Consider the following 21933-nt stretch of genomic DNA (forward strand, 5'->3'; position numbering starts at 1 on the left):
TATTCCTATCGATTTGGATAGACTTGTTCATGAATCTAAAATTGTTAGATAAACTATTAGAAAAATCTGTTATAGACCTCGGCTAACCGGCTGAGGTCTTCTTTTTTGTGTAATGTGCTGATGGCGATGCGGGTGATCGGCGGGTCGGTTGGGGAAGGGTAGGAGAAGCAGGATGCCATGATGCCGTTTGCAAGCAGGAATTGGTATAGATCCGGATTTGTACTGCAAAAAACAGGGTAATCGGGTGTTGATAAGAATTCAATGTTACCAGCTAACATTCCTGAGAAATAGCGGATCTGTCCGAGCAGTTTCTGGTTTTCGGTTTGATAAATGTTGTTTTCCAGTATTTGTTGAAATGCGGCGATATAGGCAGGTGTAGGAGGTGAAGCTCCGGCGAACCAGGGTGATTGGCGGAGCATGTCAATGATTTTCTTACTTCCCCAAATTGCGCCTGCAGGTATCCCTATCCCTTTGTTTAGGGATGAAACAAAAATGGTATTCTCAATTAACCTAGCAGGAATCTGTGCACGTACCCCGATGCCATTTTTTCCAAGTACGCCAACGCTGTGCGATTCGTCAATGATCAGCCAAACATTTTTCAGTATTTGAATTTGACCAAAAATAGAAAAATCGAATGCTTCAACGAGCGGTGAACCGATGGCATCCGAGCAAATTATGTGAATGTCGGACGAGTTATCTGCATTGATTTTTGAAGTAGTATCTAATGCCCAATCTTTCCAAGAATCTACATTCGATTTGAAATGATTTCCCCAGAGAGCGGGGTGAACTTTCGGCGCGTAGTGATAATGTACAACATATTCGCCCGCGTCACTTTTGACAATCTCCTCAATTTCTTTCAAAACCAGCTGTCCCGCCCACATTCCGGAGGAAACAAGTAAGGCAGATTCAGCGCCGATAAAATTGGCGAATGTTGTCTCTGCCGATTCATAAATGCCAAGGCGCAAACTGCCGTTTCTCGAACTGCCAAAATGCATTCCGTAAGCTTTCGTAGCTTTTATCAAATAATTACGAAAGGCTTCGTTGTGCGCCATGCCAAGGTAATCCGTGCCGCTAAACCACAGATATTCTGCGCCTTGCTGCGTTTTGACAATCCGACCAGGAAGATGATTTGCTGTGAAGAAGCTCACGCGTTATAAACTTTGAGGGAAGCGCCGCTGCCGTTTTCAGCTGCGTAAAGTATGTTTCCAAAATTGAATGTCACGCCGGTGGCAGGATCATTTTTGATCAGCAAAGAACCGTCCATATCCACATAATCAAGAAGCGGCAGCAAATGTGCGATGAGTGAAATTCCGACGCTGCTTTCAGTCATGCAGCCGACCATGGTTTTCATGCCGAGTGAGCGGGCTTCTGCTAGCATGCGTTTGGCAGCAGTCGGGCCGCCGCATTTGGTGAGTTTCACATTCACGCCGTGAAATAATCCTTGACATTTGGCGACGTCGCTTTCTATGATACAACTTTCATCAGCAATTACAGGCAATGCGCTTTTTGCAAAAACTTCCTTCATGCCTTCCAAATCAGTGGCAGGAAGTGGCTGCTCGATGAATTCTACGCCTAAATCTTTCAGCTTTGGCGCAAGCTCAATCGTCTGCGCTTCCGTCCAGCCACAGTTAGCATCTACACGAAAAACGGCATCGGTATTCTTCCGCAATTCCTGAACAATGAGTAAATCTTCATTCGTACCGAGTTTGATTTTATAGATCGGCCAGGGTAGTTCTCTCATCTTGGCCACCATTTTTTCTACGGTATCAATGCCGATCGTGAAGTTCGTGAGCGGATTGTGGTCAATTGATAAGTCCCAGGTTTGGTACAGCTTTTGCCCCTTTTTCTTGGCAAAAAAATCGTGAGCGGCTTCATCGAGCGCACATTGCGCAAAGGAATTTGACAGGAGGGAAGCATGTACTTTATCCCAAAGTTCTTCCGCAGAATCGTAGTGCCCATTTTCCACAAAATCCTTCACCGTTTCCAGCGAAGAAATCATGTTCTCAATCGTAATGCCGTAATAAGGATTGGAAGTTGCTTCGCCAAATCCGCTGAAATTCCCGTCGGAAAGTTTTACGATCAGGGTCGGCTGCACGTCGCGGGAGTCGTGCGCGATGGTGAAAGTATGTTTGAGTTGGAGATCGAAAGTGTGGTAAGTGAGTTTCATATTGTATAAGAATTAAAATTCGGTGTCAGTTACGCATATCCAATCCCCAGGAAAGTTTGCTTCTCAATGTATTAAGAAAACTGTCGTCTTTCATTTTGATCAGCCGCGCGGTAAAATCAGCCTTTCTGACTGTCAGCTGCGTATTTTCATCCACCACCCGCGAGCGGGCATCTAGCGAAACCAGAAAATTGTTGCTCCGGCTCTTCACTTCCAGCCTGATCACCGCGGTATCCTCCACCACAAGCGGCCGTACATTGAGGTTATGCGGGCTGATCGGCGTGATAATAAAGTTTTGAGAGTGTGGTACCAGCACAGGCCCGCCGCAGCTTAGCGAATAGCCGGTCGAGCCGGTCGGCGTGGAAACGATCAGTCCATCGGCCCAATACGAATTCAGGAATTCCTGATTCAGATAGGTATGCACCGTGATCATGGACGAAGTATCGGTCTTTGTGATCGTAAAATCATTCAGCCCAAAATTCAACCCGTCGAACAAATCAATGTTGGATTCAATCGAAACCAATGTTCTTTCATCAATGCGAAACTGACTGCTTTCCAGCGCAGCGATCATATCTGCAATTCTTTCTGGCGATACCGTGGCCAGAAAACCGAGCCGCCCAACATTGATACCGATTGCTGGAATTTGTCTTTTGCCCACATGCGAAATGGTTTCCAGCAATGTTCCGTCGCCGCCCATACTTACTACGAGGCGCGCATCGAAAAGCTCTTCCGGCTTTTCATAAACCAAATGCGAATAGTGCGAAATGCCGGTCTGGTCCAGAAAAGTGCGGAAAGGGCGTGATAACTGGACCTCGATTTTCCTTGTACGCAGCTCATTGAACATGTTTTCAATGAACGGGCGGGCGGACTCATTAAAATTTCGTCCGTGAATTGCTATTTTCATGAAGGAAAGGTAAATACAGATGGTTTTACCCGAAAGATAGGGACAAATGTGCCCATTCAAAAACAGGGGGAGATTTAGAAAAGCAGTAGTTGCTAGGTGGCGAGATACCGCAAAAGCATATCCAGTCGCTCCTGGTCAACACTTTCGATGGGATCATTAGCGTGCGCCTCTTCGATCTGGTAACCAAATCGTTCGAGCGTAGCGATGATGGGGGTAATATGCGTCCGGTTCAGCTTCAATGTAAGCCGGGCTTCATTGGACGGATTGTAAACTTCGCCGGAAGAGTAATAGCTGCTCAGAATCCGGGTGCCGTTTGATTCGATCAGGCGGCTGATTTCTGATAGTGAATAGCTGCGTTCTGCAATTTTCAGGACAAGCACGGCGCCTTTTTCCTGCACACCCAGCTCATTAACAAAATGTTCGACCAGGTCACTCGCCAGGATACTGCCGGCAAAAGTACGGTCATCGTGCAAAACGGGGATTACTTTTAACCCAAACTGATTAACCAAACGCAAAAGCTCGTAGGGATGCTGGTCTTCGGAAGCAAAAATATCTTTATGCTGAATAATGAGGCGGACAAGCAGTTCAGTATTGTCGACTACATCGAAGAGAATGTCTTCTGAGACAATTCCCTGATAAATGCCTGAATCTGCCACTGCAAGCTGCTTCACGCTATATTCATCCATCCAATCCAGCGCCGTACCTACCGAATCGGTTGGTTTGAGGACAGGAATCATAGGATTGATGAGAGAGGAAGCGAGCATAAATTCAGAACGTCATTTTTCGAAGCTATAAAAAAACTATATATGTGTCAACTATCGTACCAAAAAAGAAATTCCCCGGAAAGAAGCTCAGGCAACGGGTACGGTAACGTGCTTTTCCAAAAAGCTTTCCAGCACAACATTGAACTCGTGCGGGCGCTCCATCATCGGCGCGTGGCAGCATTTATCAATAAAATGCAGTTCGGAATTGGCAATTAAACGATTGAACTCGTATCCAACGTGTGGCGGGGTGATGGTATCATTCAATCCCCAGACCAGCAGAGTAGGGACGGTGATTTCGTGCAGGTCCTTTGCAAGGTTATGTCGCTGCGCAGATTTGGCGATACCGACAATGCTCATACATTTTGGAATGCTGGAAGTTGTTTCAAACACTTCGTCAATCAGGTCTTTGGTAGCAACCTCAGGATCGTAGAAAGTATACGCCACGCGCTCCTTGATATAATCGTAGCTACCGCGTTTTGGAAAAGAGCCGCCCATCGAGTTTTCAAAAAGCCCTGAACTTCCTGTCAGGACCAGCTTATGGACGTTACTCTGATTTTTTAAAGTATATAAAAGACCGATGTGACCACCGAGGGAATTACCGATTACAGTAACATTGGTCAATCCTTTAAAAGCCACAAAATCTTCCAGAAATGCCAGTAACGCTTCCAGACCGGCTTCACGCGGCGGGAGTTCGTAGATCGGAAGCAGTGGGATGATCACCCGGTAACGATTCGAAAAATGATCGATAATTCCGTCCCAGTTACTTAATGCACCGAAAAGGCCATGCAAAAGCAGTAATGTTTCGCCTTTTCCCTCGTCGATGAACTGAAACCTGTCTTCTGCATGTACTGGATATTTCATTCTTCTATTGTGGATTATATGGATAATGAAGCCGTAAAAAAGTAAAAGAGTTCAATCAACCATCTATAACGTATCAAAGAAAGTAGTGCACGTTTCGGGTAATGCGCAAAACTAGTTATTTTTTTCCGGGAATGTCCCTGCAAAGTAATAAACCGGATTTTATTTTCTTGTAAATATTATATTATTAATAAAAGAACTAATCGAATAACATGGAAAGGTGCAATTCTATTCAACTGATTAAACGGTTTTGAAAAGCATTGTCACCGGTAAATTATTATGTGCTCCGACTTACTTTATTAACGTCCGGATATTTGGCTTAAATGCAGTTCTAAGTCGCCGGAAATACCATCAAAATATTGGTAACCGAAATTTAACTAGTTTTTGGCTGGCCCTGAATTAGAAAAATATTAGAACCAAAGGCAAGGTCAATATATACTTTAATGTAGTTATGGTAATTCAAAAACTATTGCTGGCCAAAATGCTGGTTATTGGGCTCGTGTCCTCCGCAGCCGCGCAAAGTGAAATTCCGCTTTATCCGGACAAAATCCCGAATGCCGTAAACAATGCGGAAGACCAGGAAACGATCAAGGACAATGTTGCGAGAAATGTTTCAAAACCTACTTTACGGATCTTTTTGCCGCCTGCCAATATCGCTAATGGTACGGCTATAATTGTTTGTCCGGGCGGTGGCTATGGCGCGCTGGTAATCGATCGGGAGGGATACCAGGTGGCGAAAGAGCTGAACAAAGCCGGAATTGCCGCATTTGTTTTAAAATACCGACTACCCAGCGACCGGATCATGCAAGATAAATCAATCGGATCGCTGCAAGACGCCCAGCAGGCTATCAAAACCTTGCGGGAACGTGCGGGCGAGTGGAAAATTGATCCAGGAAAAATCGGTATCATGGGCTTCTCTGCAGGCGGTCACCTGGCTGCAACTGCGGGCACACATTATGACAGTAGCTTTGTGGCAAACCCTAAAAAAACCAGCCTGCGTCCGGATTTCATGATCCTGGTTTATCCGGTGATCACATTTCTCGACAAAGGTCACCGGGGTTCCGCGAAAAACTTGCTTGGCGAATCGCCAACTGCCGAAAAGCTAAAATATTTTTCAAACGAATTACAGGTCACAACAACAACGCCGCCTGCATTTTTGACCCACGCGGGGGACGACACGGTGGTGCCGGTATCGAACAGCATTGAATTCTACGAAGCACTCAACGCCAAAAATATTCCTGCCGACTTGCACATTTATTCCAAAGGTGAGCACGGCTATCTCAAAGAACCAGCATTTCAGGAATGGTTTGAGCGGTGTTTGGTTTTTATGCGGACGAATGGGTTGGTGGTGGCTAGGTAGTTTGGTTTTTGGGAACGTCAATGCTGTGAATCTCAGGTTTTAAAATTTCACTTTGATATTCCGGAATAGCTTTTCTCAGCACCGAAACCATCTTTTTATCATCGCCTGAGGCAAGCGCTTCTTGCAACAGAAACATCATGTGATTCGCGCAAACCTGAGAATTATCGGAAAATGCTGTTGCCCGCATTTTTGAATGTTTACAAAAATTGCAAATGTTAGCATCACCAATTTCCTCCCGGATTTTTTCACCTGGTCGCAGGCCAATGTATTTGATGTAAATATCCTTCCCAGGTTGAAGTCCAGCCAGCCGGATCATACGATCCGCAATGTGGCGGATGTAAACGGGCTTTCCCATATCAAAAAACAGAATTTCATTTCCTTCACTTATGGCCGTCGCTTCCAGCACGAGTTGGCAGGCTTCCGTGACGGTCATCAAGTATCGCTGGACTTCGGGATGAGTTACTGTAACCGGCCCGCCGCTGCGGATTTGGCGCTCGAATGTGTGCAGGAATGATCCGTTTGAGCCTAGCACGTTTCCGAAGCGAGTGATGATGAATTTGGTTTTGCCGGGGCTAATGTGGCTGTAATGTTGCAAGAGGATTTCGGCAAAACGCTTCGTAGCGCCCATGATGCTGGCGGGGTTCACGGCTTTATCTGTAGATACAAAAAGGAACTTTCGGACGTGATTTTCGAGGGATACGCTGGCTAAAATTTCAGTGCCGAAAATGTTGGTTTTGATGGCTTCGTATGGATGATTTTCCATGACCGGAACGTGTTTGTAAGCTGCTGCATGAAAAACGATCTGAATGTTTTTATCCGAAAATACCTGCCGCATGCGCTGCTCATCCGTAATGTTCGCGATGTAGGATTGAAGATTTACATTCGGAAATTTCTCACGAATGTTCATGTCCAGATCATTTAGCCCGGTTTCGGATTGGTCGAGAAGAATTAATGCTTGTGGCTTATGTCGGCAGATTTGCAATGCTAGCTCAGAGCCGATGGATCCTGCGGCGCCGGTAATGAGGATAATGCTTCCGCGGATTTCCTGCGCAATGTTGTGCTGGTCGAGCACGATGGGCTGCCGGTCGAGCAGGTCTTCGGGGTTACATTTGAAGTTTTGGAGGGATTGGTTTACTGACTTCATGGATATATCGTCAAGGATGATGGATATATCGATTACGCGTCAGTTGTAAAGAGGTAACTGAAATTTTGTGTCTTTTTTTATTTGGTTTAAAATCAAAAAGGGGACTTTCTCTGATATACAGAAAAAATCCCCTTTTTTAATGTTTTGAAAAATCTACATTAATCCCTCAAAAATCCCGGGTGCAAGTCCGAAAAGGATTGTTAGAAAAGTTGCAAGTAACAACACAACCTGGTAAAATGGCGCGACGCGGATTTTGATCATATCGCCTTCTTTCAAGTAAGAAGAAATGATGACGCGGAAATAATAATAGATACCTACGGTTGACATCAAAACGGCGATAACCGTAATCCAGATAATGCCCCTCTCTGCCGCGCTGGTGAAGATGTAGAATTTACCCCAGAAACCTGCCGTCAGCGGGATACCGGCCAGTGAGAGCATGGATACTGCCAGCACGAATGCCAGAACTGGATTTTGTTTAGCGAGTCCGTTGAATGCTTCGTAACGTTCGTTGGGTTGGCCTTCGATGGTTTTTTCTTTTGATACCAACATTAACACCCCAAAAGCAGCGATCGTTGATAGCGAGTAAGCCAGGGAATAGAAAATAATGGCGTTTTGTGAAGGTTTTGTGAGAGAAGTCAGCGCGATCAGCAGGTAGCCTGCATGCGAAATACCCGAGTAAGCCAGCATTCTTTTGAAACTATTCTGACTGGTCGCGCCGATATTTCCAACGAGTAATGTTAATACGGCGATCAGTGCGATCACGATCCACCAGAAGCTGTAAATACCGGTGAAGGAGTGACTTAATAAGCGATACAATGCTGCAAACCCTGCGGTTTTTACAATGGTCGACATGAAAGTCGTAAAAATGGTAGGAGCACCTTCGTACACATCAGGTGTCCAAAAGTGAAATGGTGCGGCGGAAACTTTGAACAACATTCCGATCAATAGCAGTAGTAAACCTGCGTAAAGTAAGTAGGAGGGCGTTCCGGCAGGAACATTTGAAGCAAATCCCTGAATGTGCGTCAGGTTGAATGAACCTGTTGCGCCGTAAAGTAATGTCATTCCGAACAGCATAAAGCCAGTCGCGAATGCACCCATTAAAAAGTATTTCAAAGCAGCTTCATTGGACCGCAGATTACGTTTGTTGCTTCCTGTAAGCACGTACATGGCAACCGAAAGGATTTCAACACCGATAAAGAGCATGATCAAATGCTCGAACCCGATCATCATGATCGCGCCGACGAGAGAAAATAGCATTAACCCATAATATTCAGCTGGCTCAGAATCCGCATTGTCCTGAAAACCACCGGAGATAGCTACTATCATAAAAGCCGAAAGCAGCACGATCGCGCTGAATGAAAGCGTCACATTATCGACCCGGAACATATCGTAGAAATAGAGCAGCGGGCCCTGGTTCCACTCGATAAAATTGCTCGCCAGCGCGATGACAAGGAAAAGAAGCGTTGCTGGCAATAAAATGTTTTTTGATTTCGAAAAACCCAAAAACAGGGTTACGACTCCAAAAAACGATAATAATATTATGGGATACATATCTACTTAGTTATTTACCAGTTGCAGAAGTTGACTTACAGCAGGTTCGGTTATTTTCAAAAATGTGTTGGGATATATACCTATCCAAAAAACCATGATCACGAGTGGCAGCAATACGGCACGTTCGCTGGCAGTAAGGTCCTGAAAACCTTCTACCCACTTGGATCTTGGCCCGAACATGGATTTCTGGAATAACCGGAGCATATAAACCGACCCGAGAATGATCGTCAAACCGGCGATCGCACCCAGCCAGCCGTCGTATTGGAAAACGCTGGATAGCAGCAGGAATTCACCTACAAAACCGTTGGTCAGCGGAAGTGCCACGCTTCCCAGCAGCAGCACCATAAAGTATACACTCAAATGCGGCGTGCTTTGCGTAATACCGCCCAGCTGATCCAGATAGCGGGTTTTGGTGCGGGAATAAATAATGTCAACGATGAAGAAAAGACCGATTACATTGATACCGTGCGCCAGCATTTGAATTAAGGCGCCCTGCAAACCATTTACCGACGAAGAAAAAACACCCGCCGCCATCAGACCCACGTGCGCAAATGAAGAGTAAGCGATCAAACGCTTCATATCGCTCTGCTGAATGGCAATAATGGATCCATAAATGATACCGATCACGGAAAGGATCATGGCCAGCAGTCCCCAGTTCGCCATTCCCTCGGGTACGATTGGTAGCAGGAACCGGATTAAACCATAAACCCCCATTTTTAACATAATACCAGACAAAAGCATGGTTGCCTGTGTGGGTGATTCGGTGTAAGTGTCTGGCTGCCAGGTATGGAACGGGAATAATGGCATTTTAATCGCGAAGGCGATAAAGAATGCCCAGAAGATAAATCCTTGCTGGAACGGGCTCAGCTGTAATTGGTAGAATGCGGATATTTCGGATGAATGTGCGCCGGGAGTTTGATAGTACAGATAAACCAGCGCCACCAGCATAAACAAGCTACCAAAAATGGTGTAGATGAAGAATTTAAGCGTCACTTTCGCCCGGTTTTCCCCGCCCCAGACTGCTGCCAGGAAGTATACCGGGATTAATGCAGCTTCAAAAAACAGGTAGAATAAAAATGCATCTGTTGCTGTGAAAACGCCGATTAACGCGGCTTCCATGAAAAGGATCAGCGAGTAGAAAGAAGCGGTGCTTTTGTATTCGTGCTTGAATGCGGAAAGGATGATCAGCGGAGTAAGGAAGGTGGTCAATAAAACGAGCACCAGGCTGATACCATCGATGCCGGCAGCGAAAGAAATGCTCCCGGAAGCTGCCCAGGCGTATTTGAAACCAAACTGACTGCCTGCCGCCGGATCGAATTGAAGCCAGGTAAAAACTGCAACGCCCAACGAGGCCAGGCCGCCGATTAAAGCTACCTGTTTGGCTAGCCGCTCACCGGATAAAAGGGTGATGATGCCTGCCGCGATGGGTAAAAGTATTAAAAGAAGAGTAAGCATATTGTCAAGTCAACGGTCAGCAATAGATGGTGAACGGATTTATGTTAAGACGGATCAAAGTAAAAGTTTCCAGAACAATATGGCCACAATGCCCAGAACCATGGCAAAAACGTAATCGCCGGTAGATCCGGATTGTGTTTTCTTCAACTGGCCGGCCAGGAAGCTTGTCAGTTTTACAAAAGCATTGACGATCAGGTCGATGAAAAACTCGCCGAAACTATAAAGCACATTGGATAACGTCTTGATTGGTTTTACAAAAACCGCATCGTAAAGCTCATCCACATAGTATTTGTTGTAAACTGCTTTTTGCAAGGCAGATTTTTCAACGGTGTCTGCCTCTGGCACAGCGGCTTTCTGAACATACATGACATAAGCAATCACAGCTGAAACCAGCGCAACCGCCACCGAAATGCCCATTAACAGATATTCTTCTGAATGTGAAAGAATGGTTGGCTCAAATGCTTCCGGATTCACCTGGCGGGCCGCATCGTAAAGCGGGCTCATGAATTCTGCCAGGTAGTGTGTACCGTGCAATGCTTCCGGTACTCCGATAAATCCGCCCACAGCTGAGAGTACAGCCAAAATAACCAGCGGAATGGTCATCGAAGCAGGCGATTCATGCAAATGATGCTCCTGCTCGTGGGTACCGCGGAATGTTCCAAAGAATGTCAGGAACAGCAGGCGGAACATATAGAAGGAGGTCATCAGCGAGCCCAGCACACCGATCACCCAAAGGATTTTGTTATGCTCGAAAACATGCGCCAGGATTTCATCTTTGGAGAAAAACCCTGCAAATGGTGGGATACCCGAAATCGCAATCGTAGCAATCAGGAATGTCAGGAAGGTAATCGGTAATTTTTTTCTTAAACCACCCATCGAGCGGATATCCTGTTCGTCGGACATTGCGTGGATTACGCTACCTGCGCCCAAGAAAAGTAGTGCTTTAAAGAATGCGTGGGTAATGACGTGGAACATGGAAGCCGAATAAGCCATCGCACCAAGCCCCATGAACATATAACCGAGCTGACTTACCGTAGAATAGGCCAGTACTTTTTTAATGTCATTTTGTAAAAGACCAATAGAAGCTGCGAACAATGCAGTCGCCGCACCGATAATGCCGACAATTTCTAATGTGGATGGCGCCAGTGAGTACAGGACGTTAGATCGGATCACCATGTAAATCCCTGCGGTAACCATCGTAGCGGCGTGGATCAGAGCTGAAACCGGAGTCGGGCCGGCCATCGCGTCGGGTAGCCAGGTGTATAATGGAATCTGTGCAGACTTACCCATCGCCCCGATGAATAGGAACAATGTGATGGTCACAATCACCGGGTCACCGACCTGGAAACCAGTGGCTTTGCTGAAAACATCCGCATATTCAACTGAACCGAAAGTAGCGATGATGGTGAAGATCCCCAACAAAAAGCCAAGGTCACCTACGCGGTTCATAATGAATGCTTTACGCGCAGCATTATTGTAGTTTGTGTTTTTATTCCAAAACCCGATCAGCAGGTAAGAGCAAAGTCCAACACCTTCCCAGCCGATAAACATGATCACGTAATTCGACCCCAAAACAAGCAGGAGCATGAAAAACAAAAAGAGGTTCAGATAAGCGAAAAACTTTCCAAACCCTGCGTCGTGATGCATGTAGCCGATCGAGTAAATGTGGATCAGCGAACCCACTCCCGTGATGATCATCAGCATTAAAAGCGAAAGCTGATCAATTTGAAATGAAAAAGGAATTTTGAGTTCTCCAACAGTGATCCAGTCAAAAAGCGGCACGATAAATGGCTGACTGCCACCGGCGAGAAACGCATTGAAGGTCATGATGGAGAGCACGAAACTTGCCACGACGGCCAATGTTCCGATGATTCCTACGGCCCCTTTCGGAAGATTAGGAAATCCGAGCCCGTTGATGAGGAAACCAAGTAATGGTAACAGCGGGATCAGGATGAGTAATGTTTCAGACATGTATTTTAAACTTTAATCTCTAATTATATACAGGCTGTGTGTAAGCAGGATTACCATTTCAGCTTGTTGAGGAAACCGATATCAGTGTTCCTCGTATTTCTGTAAATCATTACGATAATCGCCAGACCGACAGCTACTTCCGCCGCTGCTACTGCCATGATAAAAAACACAAAGACCTGGCCGGAAGGGTCAGATCGGTATGATGAAAACGCGATGAGCAGCAAGTTCGCAGCATTCAGCATTAATTCGACGGACATAAAAATGATGATCGCATTTCTGCGCGTCAGTACGCCAATGATGCCGATTACAAAAAGTAAGGTGCTGAGGATTAGGTAAGCCTGAAGGGGGATGTTTTGAATAACCGCCGGTATGTGAACCTCTGGTAAATTAGGGTTTGGAATCATAGCAGGTTTACCTTATTGGATATTCGGTTAAAATAGTCAAAAATAGATTTCCGGCAAAAATAGACATAAATACCACTTACTCAAACCAGTCTAAAAGGATTATGTCAGCGTTGGGTCAGTGCCCTCAGTTTAATTTCGGTCAACTTTCTTTTGGTATCCAGCGGAAATTCCCCTTTCATCATCCAGTCAAAAAAGGACGGCTCGTTTTTCAGGATATCCATCACGCGTTTTCCGTTGTGTTTTCCGAAATTGAAAACCTCTTCTCCTTTATCATTATAAACCATTCTGCCTGCAAAATCAATGATGCGCGAGGCGGTCAACTCGTGCAGTGCGGCAATGTCATTTTTAATCGGCTCGGTTACTTTTCCGTGTGCATCGGTCAATGTAACGCCTTCATACCGGGCAATTTGTCCCTGTAAAACTTCAAAAGTAGCGAGTGTATCAGCTTCGGCGCTGTGTGCATTGGTGAGGGTTTTGCCGCAGTAAAATTTGTAGGCGGCAGCCAGGTTGCGCGGCTCCATCATGTGGAAAATCCGCTGAGTATCCACCATCCGGCGGTTTTTGACATCAAACTCCACGCCGACCCGAAGAAATTCTTCAACGAGCATCGGAATGTCAAAACGGTTGCTGTTGAAACCTGCCAGATCGCATCCGTCGAGGAAGGATGCCAGGTTGCGGGCGATGCCTTTGAATGTAGGTGCGTCTTTGACGTCGTCGTCGTAAATACCGTGGATGAGGCTGCTTTCCAGCGGGATAGGCATTTCCGGATTGATTTTCCGGGTACGAATTTCGGTCTCTCCATTCGTCAAAGCCTTCACTACCGAAATTTCCACAATCCGGTCCCTTACGATATTGACTCCGGTTGTTTCGAGATCAAAAAAAGCGATGGGCTTTTTGAGACGCAGGGTATGCATAAGGCTACTCTAATTTGATTTTCGCGCCGCGAAGTTACGCCGAAACGCCAGATAGCACAAGAATAGAAGTAGTTTATACAGATTATAAAAAGGTTAAAAGGGCTGTGGGGTCGGAAAGGGTTTTCGGGCCTTTGTCATTTGTAGTTATTTATTGTCAGGTGTTGTCATTTATTGTTGGGCTTGCCGATGGATAAATGATTTTGGCCGGAGGGTAAACGATTTTGGGAAGCTTGGGTGTGTGGGGTAGGTTTCTGAGCCAAGTCTTGAAGTGACTTGGTGTACAGTAAGCTTACTAGACTTTATGGAAAAGATTAAAACGATTTTCGAGCGAAATTGGGAGGGAAACAGAAAAGTTATCGACAAGTTGGCTGTCACAGACTTTGATTTTTCAAATGCTGTGGCCACAGAAAAGGTGGATGGGACTAATGTTCGGATTACGGTGCGGAATCACATACTTGTCAGGTTAGAGAAAAGAAGAAATCCTACTAAAAGTGAAAAAGAAAAAGGGATTATTGAACCCTGGTACACCGATGCCAACCCAGCCGACAATGCTGACAAGTATATTTTTGAGGCTGCAAGTCACACCGATTTATCGGATGTCCCTGACGGAGAGTGGAATGCAGAGGCTTTTGGAGAAAAAATACAGGGTAATCCGCTAAACATTAAGGGCCATTTCCTTTTCATCTTCTCACTAAAATCTTGGCGAGAAAAAATAACATTTGATAATGTGCCTATTGAATTTAACGAATTAAAGAAATGGCTTAAAGAGCAAAAAAGTTTGATTGGTTCTGATTGCGGTATAGAGGGCATTGTGTGGCATAATGAGGCGACTAGTGAGATGTGTAAAATTAAGGTTAAGGATTTTGAATAGTCGAAAGCGGTCTCCTTATGGTTGAAGCAAAATTTGAGTCATGTTAATCCACAATAAAGTTTCAAGAGATCATTTTGAATGTTGGCTAATCGAGATGGATGACGCTCTGGACTCTTTCATTGCATCATTCCCTGAGAGTATTAGGCAAGGACTTAACTTCTCGGTAGAATCTCTTGATAGTCTTGAAGAATGGTTGTTAAATCGATATGATAATCTGTCAGAAACCAAGGTCAAAGAGGAAGCGATGATTATTGACGGTTTGGCGAGATATGTTGGCGAAACTTTTCGAAAAGCTTTGGGAGGAAAATGGACGATAGAGTTAGATAATCCAGTTTATGCCTATTATCGAATCCCCACACTAGCTGGTCTAGGAGGGAGGAATTTGGTCGCTTGCCCGGCAGCATTAGTAACGACAGCCGTCGATCGCAGGAGAGGGGATTTTTGGCGTACAGTTCTTACAAATTACAAAAACAGGCTAGACATAATTAGCGGACGTTCAGCCCAACAGAATATCTAGCCATTAACATAGGTGCGTAGTCACTCCATCCACCCATAAGACTTCGTAACCGCCTTCTTCCAGCCATTATAAAACCCTTCCCGCTTCTCTGCTTCCATATTCGGGTTCCAGGTTTGGGCGATGGCCCATTTTTGTTTGAGTTCTTCGAGGTTTTGCCAGTAGCCTACGGCGAGGCCGGCGGCGTAGGCGGCACCAAGCGCTGTGGTTTCGGCTACGGCCGGGCAAACTACCTGCGTGTCAAGAATGTCGGATTGGAATTGCATGAGTAATTGGTTCATGACCATGCCGCCATCTACGCGGAGGGAGGCGAGTTCTATTCCTGAGTCTTGTTCCATCGCTTTTACTACGTCCACGGTTTGGTAGGCGGTGGCTTCCAGTACCGCGCGGGCGATGTGGCCTTTATTGACGTAGCGGGTCAGGCCGGCGATGATGCCTCTTGCGTCGTTGCGCCAGTAGGGTGCATAAAGTCCGGAGAATGCGGGGACGAAATAGGCTCCACCATTATCTTCGACAGACCTGGCTAATTCTTCAATGTCCTCGCTTTTTTTAATCAAGCCTAAATTATCACGAACCCACTGCACCAGTGCTCCGGTGACCGCTACGCTGCCTTCCAGCGCATACTTAACTGGCTCATTGCCAAATTTATAAGAGATTGTTGTGAGCAAACCGTTTTCAGAAGTTTTCAATTCGTTTCCAGTATTCATCACCAAAAAACAGCCGGTACCATACGTATTTTTGGCCATGCCTGGCTCGAAACAGGTTTGTCCCACCAATGCTGCGTGCTGGTCGCCGAGGTCGCCGGCTACGGGTACGCCAGGAAGAATTTCGTTATTGACGTGGCCGTATATTTCGCTGCTGCTTTTGATGGCGGGCAGCATTTTTTCGGGAATGTTGTAGGCCGCGAGCATTTCCCGGTCCCACTGCAATGTGCGGAGGTTCATGAGTTGGGTGCGACTAGCATTGGTTACATCTGTTACGTGAATGCCGCCATCGCCATGCGCGCCGCCGGTCAGGTGCCAGATCAGGAATGTGTCGATGTTTCCAAAAATCGCCTCACCTTTTTCAGCATCTTCCCGCAGGCCTTCCACATTTTCCAGCAGCCATTTTAACTTTAAACTACTGAAATAAGTAGAGACCGGCAACCCGGTAATGTCGCGAAACTGGTTGAGACCGCCTTCTTTTTCATATTTTGAAACCAGGTCAGAAGTACGCGTATCCTGCCAAACCAATGCATTGTAATAAGGTTTTCCAGTCCGCTTGTTCCAAACCACCGTCGTTTCGCGCTGATTGGTAATGCCTATTGCCGCAATGTCCGCCGCAGTGGCCGATGCCTTGATCCGCGCTATCGCGATCACTTCCAGCGTATTCTTCCAGATTTCGGTTGGGTCGTGCTCTACCCAGCCTGGCTTCGGATAAATCTGCTCGTGTTCCTTTTGTCCTACCGAAACAATGTGTCCCTGATGATTGAAAAGTATGCAGCGGGTACTGGTCGTTCCCTGGTCAATAGCGGCAATGTATTTGGACATAATAGGATTTTGATTGGCTTTATCTGCAATTAAGACAGTAAGTGGGCAAAACTAACCATATCTTTGGCAGTAAAGAAAATCAGACACACCCTCCCGGAAATGCAAAGGAAAAAGATCAAAAGAATGTTGTTGTGGCTTGCCGCGGCGGTGCTTCTTTTTTTTATAACCGACCTGATTTTTCCCTTCGGCCCTGACATTCAATACGCTACACAGATCACCGATAGCAAAGGCGTTGTCATCCACGCATTTTTAAGCAAAGATGATAAATGGCGGCTCTATTCGAGTGTCGAAGAAATTACGCCGCTCCTGCGTAAGACATTGATTTACAAAGAAGACCAGTTTTTTTATTATCATCCGGGCGTCAACCCTTTTGCGATTTTCCGTGCCGCTGCGCGCAATGTTTTTTCGGGAAAACGTACTTCCGGGGCTTCGACCATTACCATGCAGGTGGTAAGACTTTGCGAGCCGCGGCGAAGGACTTACTTGAACAAGCTGATCGAGATTTTTAGGTCGCTGCAAATGGAAATGCATTATTCCAAAGAGGAAATTTTGCAGCTCTACATTAACCTGGTGCCTTATGGCGGGAACATTGAGGGGATCAAGGCTGCTTCACTTTTATATTTTGGAAAACCGCCTCAACTGCTGAGTCTCGCAGAAATTACCGCATTAACCATCGTCCCAAACCGCCCATCGAGCCTGCGGCCGGGTACCCGGAATGACGCTTTGAAACAAGCCCGGAATGAGTGGCTGGTGCGATTTGAGAAGGAAGGTTTGTTTGAAAAAAACATTATCGAAGATGCCCTGGAAGAACCTTTGCAAATCAAAAGGCTGCTGGCCCCGCGGCAGGCGCCACATTTATCGCTGCGACTGAAACAGCAATTTCCGAATCAGCCGGTGATCCGGACATCGATAAAAAGCCAGTTTCAGAGCCAGATCGAGGAGCAGGTGAAGAATTACATTAACCGGAGGAAGTTGATGAACATTCACAATGCGTCGGTTTTGGTGATCAATAATGAGACGATGGAAGTGGAGGTATATGTGGGCTCGGCTGATTTTAACAATCCTTTTGACGGTGGGCAGGTGGATGGCGTGCGGGCAGTGCGATCGCCGGGAAGTACATTAAAACCTATTTTATACGCGGCGGCTTTTGACAAAGGCATTATCACGCCGAAGAAAGTCTTGAATGATGTTCCCAGCAATTTCAGCGGCTACGAACCGGAGAATTTTGACAAACATTTTAATGGTGCAATCACCACGGAGTTTGCCCTGGCCAACTCGCTGAACATTCCGGCAGTGAAGATTTTGAAGGAAGTAAGTACGCCGGCTTTGGTAGAAAAGCTGCGGAAAGCGGGTTTTAAAACCATTGATAAACAGGCAAAAGATCTGGGACTTTCCATGATCCTCGGCGGCTGCGGCGTAACGCTCGAAGAACTTACCCGACTTTTTGCATCATTTGCGAATGAAGGAAACTTCAAAAATCTCAGATATACCGCTGATAGTCCCCTTGATAAAAAAGGCAGCGCGATCGTGTCGCCGGAAGCTTCTTACCTGGTGACCAACATTCTCAACCAGATTACCCGGCCAGATTTGCCTACCAATTTTGACAACACTTATCATTTGCCCAAAATCGCCTGGAAGACAGGAACTTCTTACGGAAAGCGCGATGCGTGGAGCATTGGCTATAATAAAAGGTATACAATCGGGGTTTGGGTTGGGAATTTTTCGGGAGAAGGTGTGCCGGAGCTGAGCGGCGCCAATACCGCCACGCCACTGCTTTTTTCGATTTTTAATGCTTTGGACTACAATTCGCCAAAAGGCTGGTACAGGTCACCGGCCAACATTTCGCTTCGGAATGTTTGCGCAGCCAGCGGCGATATTCCGTCAGAATTTTGCGACCATCAGATTCCCGATGAGTACATTGTGGGTGTTTCTGCGTACCAGAAATGCCAGCATTTGCGCTGGGTTTTTACAGATGTTGCGGGCAAGATTTCCTATTGTACCTACTGTCTTCCGGAAAAAGGTTTTGAAAAAAGATCTTATCCCAACATTGCGCCCGAGCTGATCGCATTTTATGAGCAGCAGCGGATTCCCTATCAAAAAATCCCGCCGCATAACCCTGCTTGCGAGCGGGTTTTCCATGAAGGCGCGCCGCTGATTGTCAGTCCAAACGAGGGCAGCGAATATTTTATCCGCCAAAATGAGCCGCAACAAATCCAGCTGGCATGTCAGGCAGCCAATGATGTACAAGAAATTTTCTGGTACGTCAACGACAAGCTAAGCAAAAAAGCCGCCCCCAACGAACCCGTATTCATCAATCCGCCTTTCGGAAGAGTGAAGATTTCGTGCAGCGACGATAAGGGGAGAAATACGGATGTTTGGATTGTAGTGAGGAGGATGTAGGTTACAACGCCTCCCCGGCTGCTTCCTGGTAAAGTACCTGCACGAGTGTTTGCCCTACGGCTTTTAATGTTTTTGGGTCGATGTTATCCATCGTGTCGTGGGAGGTGTGCCACTGGTCGAAGAATGTTTTCGAGAGGTTGTTTGGGCGGGTATGGATGATGTCGATCATGGGAATGTGGGCCTTTTGATTAACAGGCAAATGATCATCTGTGATCGAACCGCCCCTTTCGTCGATAAAATAATTACTGTAACCCAGCTTGCTCGCAGTCGTCCAGACTGTTCTCACAACATCATCTGCTAACTGGACTGAGTAGCCTTCCTTAAAAAAGGTAGCCCCTTTTGCGCCAGCCATATCCAGTAAAACGCCAAAATAGGCGGTGTAATTTGGCACGTGCTTATTTTCAGCCCAATGTTTGGAACCTAGGCAGTATCCGCTGTATTCCAGGGTAGTATCTTCACCGGAGCTGCCCCAGTCTTCCGCATCGAAAAAGATAATGTCAACGCCAATATCTGGTTTTGCGCTTTGGGCAGAGATTGTGCGGGCAACTTCCAACAGGATACCGACGCCACTGGCACCATCATTGGCTGCGATCACCGGTTTGTCTTTCACGATCGAATCCTGATCCGAAAATGGGCGGGAATCCCAGTGAGAAGTCAGTAGAATGCGTTTTGCGGCGGAGGGATTGAAACTGCCGATAATGTTGGTGGCATTCAGTGATTTATTGTCAAAGGTCGTAGCGGTAAAATCCTGCTCTGTTACCTGAAATCCGTATTTTTTGAGTGAGGCGACCAGGTAATCCTTACAGGCCTTGTGGGCCAGCGTGTTAGGAACCCTCGGGCCAAAATCGACTTGTTTCTGAACAAATTGAAAAGCGGAATCAGCATTGAATTCTGCACTTTTGACAAGTTTCGGGGCACTTTGCTCCGAAGTTTGTTCGGAACTGTTGTTACTGTTACAACTATATAAAAGAATTGAAAAAGAAACGAAGGCAGGCAGTATTCTTGATAGGGAATTCTTAGAAAATAGCATCTCCAATGTGTTGTTACGTGGGTAAAACCTGAGTCAGGCCGACATTTTTACCTATTCTTCATACGCCCAGTCCACACGCACTTTGGTGTCGCGGATCACAAGGCCCTGATTTTTAAAGTAAGAACGGATTTCGTCCACTTTTTCGTAGTTCTGCGACAGTTTAAATTCGCGGTAAAGATTCAGCATTCCGTCCAGGATTGCGTGCCCCTCGGCCAGCTCTTCCTTCAAACCCAGAACCTCCTCGAAAAAGACGATAAAATTATTTTTCAATGCCATAAATGCATCCTCGCCGAGAGCAGCCGATTTCAGCTGACCCATGTTCAGCATATTAATGTATTTCAGCAGGTTAAAAAGGTTCGCAAAAGCGACGGCTGTATTCAGATCATCATTCATCGCCGCGTAAAAACCATCGATCGATTTTTCAATGTCGGCTTTCTTGTTCTCGTCAGGAGTTACTCCTTCTTCATGGACATAAGTCAGCAATTTGGCATTGCGCAGACCGTTCGCCAGCTTTTTATAGCCTTTTTGCGCAGCTTTTAAAGCATCATTTGAAAAATCGAGCGTGCTCCGGTATTGACTTTGCAGCATAAAAAAGCGCACAGTCATCGGGCTGTAAGCTTGTTCGAGCAGGTCATGATTTCCCGAAAAAAGCTCCGCAGGCAAAAATGAGTTACCGAGCGATTTCGACATTTTCTGACCGTTGACGGTCAGCATATTGGTATGCATCCAGTAGCGGACCGGCTCCTCGTCGGTGAGCGATTTTCCCTGCGCGATCTCACATTCGTGGTGTGGGAATTTGAGGTCCATACCGCCGCCGTGAATGTCAAATTGCTTTCCTAAATACTTGGAGCTCATGCAAGTACATTCCAAATGCCAGCCCGGGAAACCCATACTCCACGGCGAATCCCACTGCATGATATGTTCCGGACTTGCTTTTTTCCAAAGCGCAAAATCGAGCGGATTGCGTTTTTCAGCCTGGCCGTCGAGCTCGCGGGTTTCGTTCAAAAGATCTTCAATAATGCGGCCGGAAAGTTTGCCGTATTCATTTCCGCCAGCCTGGTATTTATTAATGTCGAAATAAACAGAACCATTGGATTCATAAGCTGCACCTTTGTCGATCAGCTTCTGCACCGCCTCGATCTGCTCGATCAAATGTCCGGTGGCAGTAGGTTCAATGCTAGGAGAAATTAGATTAAATGTAGCGGTAACTTCATGAAAATCATTAGTATAGCGCTGCACAATTTCCATCGGTTCCAGCTGTTGCAGCTTCGCCATTTTGCCGATTTTATCCTCGCCTTCCTCGCCGTCTCCTACCAAATGCCCTACGTCCGTAATGTTCCTCACATACCGAACTTTGTATCCAATGTGCGTCAGGTAGCGGTAAAGAATATCGAAAGAAAGGAAAGTCCGGATATTTCCGAGGTGAACATTATTATAAACCGTCGGCCCGCAAACGTACATGCCCACATAAGGAGGTGCTATCGGAACAAATACATCTTTATGCCGGGTAAGTGTATTAAAAATGCGAAGAGGCTGAAAAGTTTGTGCGGCCATTTATGTCTGGTACTTGATTACTGATTCTTTAACTGCGTTTTCGCAAGTCGGGTTTCCACCCAGTTGATGATTTGTTCGGCTGTCTGAATTCCTACCGAGGCGATTTTAGCACTTCTGCTACCTTGATACCCCATGTTAATGTGCAGAAGCTCGTAAGCGGTTGTGAATTTGGCAAGCAGGCTTTTATCAATACGACTCAATTCATGCTGATACCACTCTACGCTTTTCGGGGTTTTCTTATTTTTTTCTCCTAAAACTTCATTCAACACCAACAAGATACCTGTGTAAGCAGTATGCCCTGCAATCTTGACATACTTTTTGTCCTGATAAAGTCCGTCCTGTTTTTTGGCGTTGTTGCTGAGGAAATCTTTTGCATTGTCAATGTGCCTTCTGGCTTCTGAAACTGCTTCCATGAATAAGTATGTGATTTGATAGTGGAGAATAAAATTCGTCAGAAAGCAAAAATAACAAATAACCTAAGATTGCTTTGCACGGTTCGGGATATTGGCGGGGGCCAAAGAGGTGATTCGGGTGATTTGTTTATCT

The 21933-nt window shown here is 46.1% G+C and carries 19 protein-coding genes; 4 read left to right on the forward strand and 15 right to left on the reverse strand.

The window, feature by feature from the left end; all coding sequences use genetic code 11:
* Positions 1-56 precede the first annotated feature (56 nt).
* From FEN17_RS10975 to FEN17_RS10995, 5 genes are all read right to left on the reverse strand, one after another.
* Positions 57-1148 carry an aminotransferase class I/II-fold pyridoxal phosphate-dependent enzyme gene (locus FEN17_RS10975; protein WP_138365412.1) on the reverse strand — a complete coding sequence of 364 codons (1092 nt, stop codon included), beginning with the start codon at positions 1146-1148 and terminating at the stop codon, positions 57-59.
* Positions 1145-2167, reverse strand: a complete 1023-nt coding sequence (locus FEN17_RS10980) for a dipeptide epimerase (RefSeq protein ID WP_138365413.1) — start codon at positions 2165-2167, stop codon at positions 1145-1147. Before FEN17_RS10980 ends, FEN17_RS10975 begins: the two co-directional genes overlap by 4 nt.
* Before the next feature lie 25 nt (positions 2168-2192).
* Positions 2193-3068: an NAD kinase gene (locus FEN17_RS10985; RefSeq protein WP_138365414.1), complete on the reverse strand. Its 876-nt coding sequence runs from the start codon at positions 3066-3068 to the stop codon at positions 2193-2195.
* Between the two features lie 92 nt (positions 3069-3160).
* Positions 3161-3832, reverse strand: coding sequence for a CBS domain-containing protein (locus FEN17_RS10990; RefSeq protein WP_138365415.1), 672 nt, complete (start codon positions 3830-3832; stop codon positions 3161-3163).
* A gap of 87 nt (positions 3833-3919) precedes the next feature.
* Positions 3920-4693, reverse strand: a complete 774-nt coding sequence (locus FEN17_RS10995) for an alpha/beta fold hydrolase (protein WP_138365416.1) — start codon at positions 4691-4693, stop codon at positions 3920-3922.
* Positions 4694-5141: 448 nt separating this feature from the next.
* Between FEN17_RS10995 and FEN17_RS11000 the strand changes: the two genes are divergently transcribed.
* Positions 5142-6050, forward strand: a complete 909-nt coding sequence (locus tag FEN17_RS11000; RefSeq protein ID WP_138365417.1) for an alpha/beta hydrolase — start codon at positions 5142-5144, stop codon at positions 6048-6050.
* Here FEN17_RS11000 and FEN17_RS11005 read toward each other — a convergent pair.
* From FEN17_RS11005 to FEN17_RS11030, 6 genes are all read right to left on the reverse strand, one after another.
* Positions 6043-7194: a UDP-N-acetylglucosamine 4,6-dehydratase gene (locus FEN17_RS11005; protein ID WP_138365418.1), complete on the reverse strand. Its 1152-nt coding sequence runs from the start codon at positions 7192-7194 to the stop codon at positions 6043-6045. The two genes, FEN17_RS11000 and FEN17_RS11005, sit on opposite strands and share 8 nt — an antisense overlap.
* 153 nt (positions 7195-7347) lie before the next feature.
* Positions 7348-8745, reverse strand: coding sequence for an NADH-quinone oxidoreductase subunit N (locus FEN17_RS11010; RefSeq protein WP_138365419.1), 1398 nt, complete (start codon positions 8743-8745; stop codon positions 7348-7350).
* 6 nt (positions 8746-8751) lie between these two features.
* Positions 8752-10200 carry a complex I subunit 4 family protein gene (locus tag FEN17_RS11015; protein ID WP_138365420.1) on the reverse strand — a complete coding sequence of 483 codons (1449 nt, stop codon included), beginning with the start codon at positions 10198-10200 and terminating at the stop codon, positions 8752-8754.
* Between the two features lie 54 nt (positions 10201-10254).
* A complete protein-coding gene (nuoL, locus tag FEN17_RS11020; RefSeq protein WP_138365421.1) occupies positions 10255-12171 on the reverse strand; it encodes an NADH-quinone oxidoreductase subunit L in 1917 nt (638 codons plus the stop codon).
* 50 nt (positions 12172-12221) lie between these two features.
* On the reverse strand, positions 12222-12575 hold the full coding sequence (gene nuoK / locus FEN17_RS11025; protein WP_138365422.1) for an NADH-quinone oxidoreductase subunit NuoK: 354 nt from the start codon (positions 12573-12575) through the stop codon (positions 12222-12224).
* A gap of 104 nt (positions 12576-12679) precedes the next feature.
* The gene (locus FEN17_RS11030; protein WP_138365423.1) at positions 12680-13489 is read right to left on the reverse strand and encodes a 3'-5' exonuclease; all 810 of its coding nucleotides are present in this window, start codon (positions 13487-13489) and stop codon (positions 12680-12682) included.
* 301 nt (positions 13490-13790) lie between these two features.
* Between FEN17_RS11030 and FEN17_RS11035 the strand changes: the two genes are divergently transcribed.
* Both FEN17_RS11035 and FEN17_RS11040 read left to right on the forward strand, forming a co-directional pair.
* Complete coding sequence (locus tag FEN17_RS11035) at positions 13791-14360, forward strand: RNA ligase family protein (RefSeq protein ID WP_138365424.1); 570 nt, start codon at positions 13791-13793, stop codon at positions 14358-14360.
* A 40-nt stretch (positions 14361-14400) separates the two neighbouring features.
* Positions 14401-14877: a hypothetical protein gene (locus tag FEN17_RS11040; RefSeq protein ID WP_138365425.1), complete on the forward strand. Its 477-nt coding sequence runs from the start codon at positions 14401-14403 to the stop codon at positions 14875-14877.
* A gap of 20 nt (positions 14878-14897) precedes the next feature.
* On the opposite strand, the gene glpK is transcribed toward FEN17_RS11040, so the two are convergent.
* Positions 14898-16403 carry a glycerol kinase GlpK gene (glpK, locus tag FEN17_RS11045; protein ID WP_138365426.1) on the reverse strand — a complete coding sequence of 502 codons (1506 nt, stop codon included), beginning with the start codon at positions 16401-16403 and terminating at the stop codon, positions 14898-14900.
* 99 nt (positions 16404-16502) lie between these two features.
* Here glpK and pbpC point away from each other — a divergent pair, with 99 nt between their 5' ends.
* Complete coding sequence (pbpC, locus tag FEN17_RS11050; RefSeq protein WP_138365427.1) at positions 16503-18803, forward strand: penicillin-binding protein 1C; 2301 nt, start codon at positions 16503-16505, stop codon at positions 18801-18803.
* A gap of 1 nt (position 18804) precedes the next feature.
* Here the strand turns inward: pbpC and FEN17_RS11055 are convergent, their stop codons facing one another.
* The 3 genes from FEN17_RS11055 to FEN17_RS11065 are packed head-to-tail and all read right to left on the reverse strand — an operon-like array spanning position 18805 to position 21800.
* Entirely contained in the window at positions 18805-19833 is a 1029-nt protein-coding gene (locus FEN17_RS11055) for a M28 family peptidase (RefSeq protein ID WP_138365428.1), read from the reverse strand.
* A gap of 51 nt (positions 19834-19884) precedes the next feature.
* Positions 19885-21387: a cysteine--tRNA ligase gene (gene cysS, locus FEN17_RS11060; RefSeq protein WP_138365429.1), complete on the reverse strand. Its 1503-nt coding sequence runs from the start codon at positions 21385-21387 to the stop codon at positions 19885-19887.
* Positions 21388-21404: 17 nt separating this feature from the next.
* The gene (locus tag FEN17_RS11065) at positions 21405-21800 is read right to left on the reverse strand and encodes a DUF5618 family protein (RefSeq protein WP_138365430.1); all 396 of its coding nucleotides are present in this window, start codon (positions 21798-21800) and stop codon (positions 21405-21407) included.
* Between the last annotated feature and the right edge of the window lie 133 nt (positions 21801-21933).

This window comes from Dyadobacter luticola, assembly GCF_005860805.1.
GTDB classification, from domain to species: Bacteria; Bacteroidota; Bacteroidia; order Cytophagales; family Spirosomataceae; genus Dyadobacter; species Dyadobacter luticola.

What these genes read in the sequence shown, in the direction of transcription:
- FEN17_RS10980 (WP_138365413.1), bottom strand. Translation starts at nt 2,167, where the DNA reads ATGAAACTCACTTACCACACTTTCGATCTCCAACTCAAACATACTTTC.
- FEN17_RS10985 (WP_138365414.1), bottom strand. Translation starts at nt 3,068, where the DNA reads ATGAAAATAGCAATTCACGGACGAAATTTTAATGAGTCCGCCCGCCCG.
- FEN17_RS10990 (WP_138365415.1), bottom strand. Translation starts at nt 3,832, where the DNA reads ATGCTCGCTTCCTCTCTCATCAATCCTATGATTCCTGTCCTCAAACCA.
- FEN17_RS10995 (WP_138365416.1), bottom strand. Translation starts at nt 4,693, where the DNA reads ATGAAATATCCAGTACATGCAGAAGACAGGTTTCAGTTCATCGACGAG.
- FEN17_RS11000 (WP_138365417.1), top strand. Translation starts at nt 5,142, where the DNA reads ATGGTAATTCAAAAACTATTGCTGGCCAAAATGCTGGTTATTGGGCTC.
- FEN17_RS11005 (WP_138365418.1), bottom strand. Translation starts at nt 7,194, where the DNA reads ATGAAGTCAGTAAACCAATCCCTCCAAAACTTCAAATGTAACCCCGAA.
- FEN17_RS11010 (WP_138365419.1), bottom strand. Translation starts at nt 8,745, where the DNA reads ATGTATCCCATAATATTATTATCGTTTTTTGGAGTCGTAACCCTGTTT.
- FEN17_RS11015 (WP_138365420.1), bottom strand. Translation starts at nt 10,200, where the DNA reads ATGCTTACTCTTCTTTTAATACTTTTACCCATCGCGGCAGGCATCATC.
- nuoL (WP_138365421.1), bottom strand. Translation starts at nt 12,171, where the DNA reads ATGTCTGAAACATTACTCATCCTGATCCCGCTGTTACCATTACTTGGT.
- nuoK (WP_138365422.1), bottom strand. Translation starts at nt 12,575, where the DNA reads ATGATTCCAAACCCTAATTTACCAGAGGTTCACATACCGGCGGTTATT.
- FEN17_RS11030 (WP_138365423.1), bottom strand. Translation starts at nt 13,489, where the DNA reads ATGCATACCCTGCGTCTCAAAAAGCCCATCGCTTTTTTTGATCTCGAA.
- FEN17_RS11035 (WP_138365424.1), top strand. Translation starts at nt 13,791, where the DNA reads ATGGAAAAGATTAAAACGATTTTCGAGCGAAATTGGGAGGGAAACAGA.
- FEN17_RS11040 (WP_138365425.1), top strand. Translation starts at nt 14,401, where the DNA reads ATGTTAATCCACAATAAAGTTTCAAGAGATCATTTTGAATGTTGGCTA.
- glpK (WP_138365426.1), bottom strand. Translation starts at nt 16,403, where the DNA reads ATGTCCAAATACATTGCCGCTATTGACCAGGGAACGACCAGTACCCGC.
- pbpC (WP_138365427.1), top strand. Translation starts at nt 16,503, where the DNA reads ATGCAAAGGAAAAAGATCAAAAGAATGTTGTTGTGGCTTGCCGCGGCG.
- FEN17_RS11055 (WP_138365428.1), bottom strand. Translation starts at nt 19,833, where the DNA reads ATGCTATTTTCTAAGAATTCCCTATCAAGAATACTGCCTGCCTTCGTT.
- cysS (WP_138365429.1), bottom strand. Translation starts at nt 21,387, where the DNA reads ATGGCCGCACAAACTTTTCAGCCTCTTCGCATTTTTAATACACTTACC.
- FEN17_RS11065 (WP_138365430.1), bottom strand. Translation starts at nt 21,800, where the DNA reads ATGGAAGCAGTTTCAGAAGCCAGAAGGCACATTGACAATGCAAAAGAT.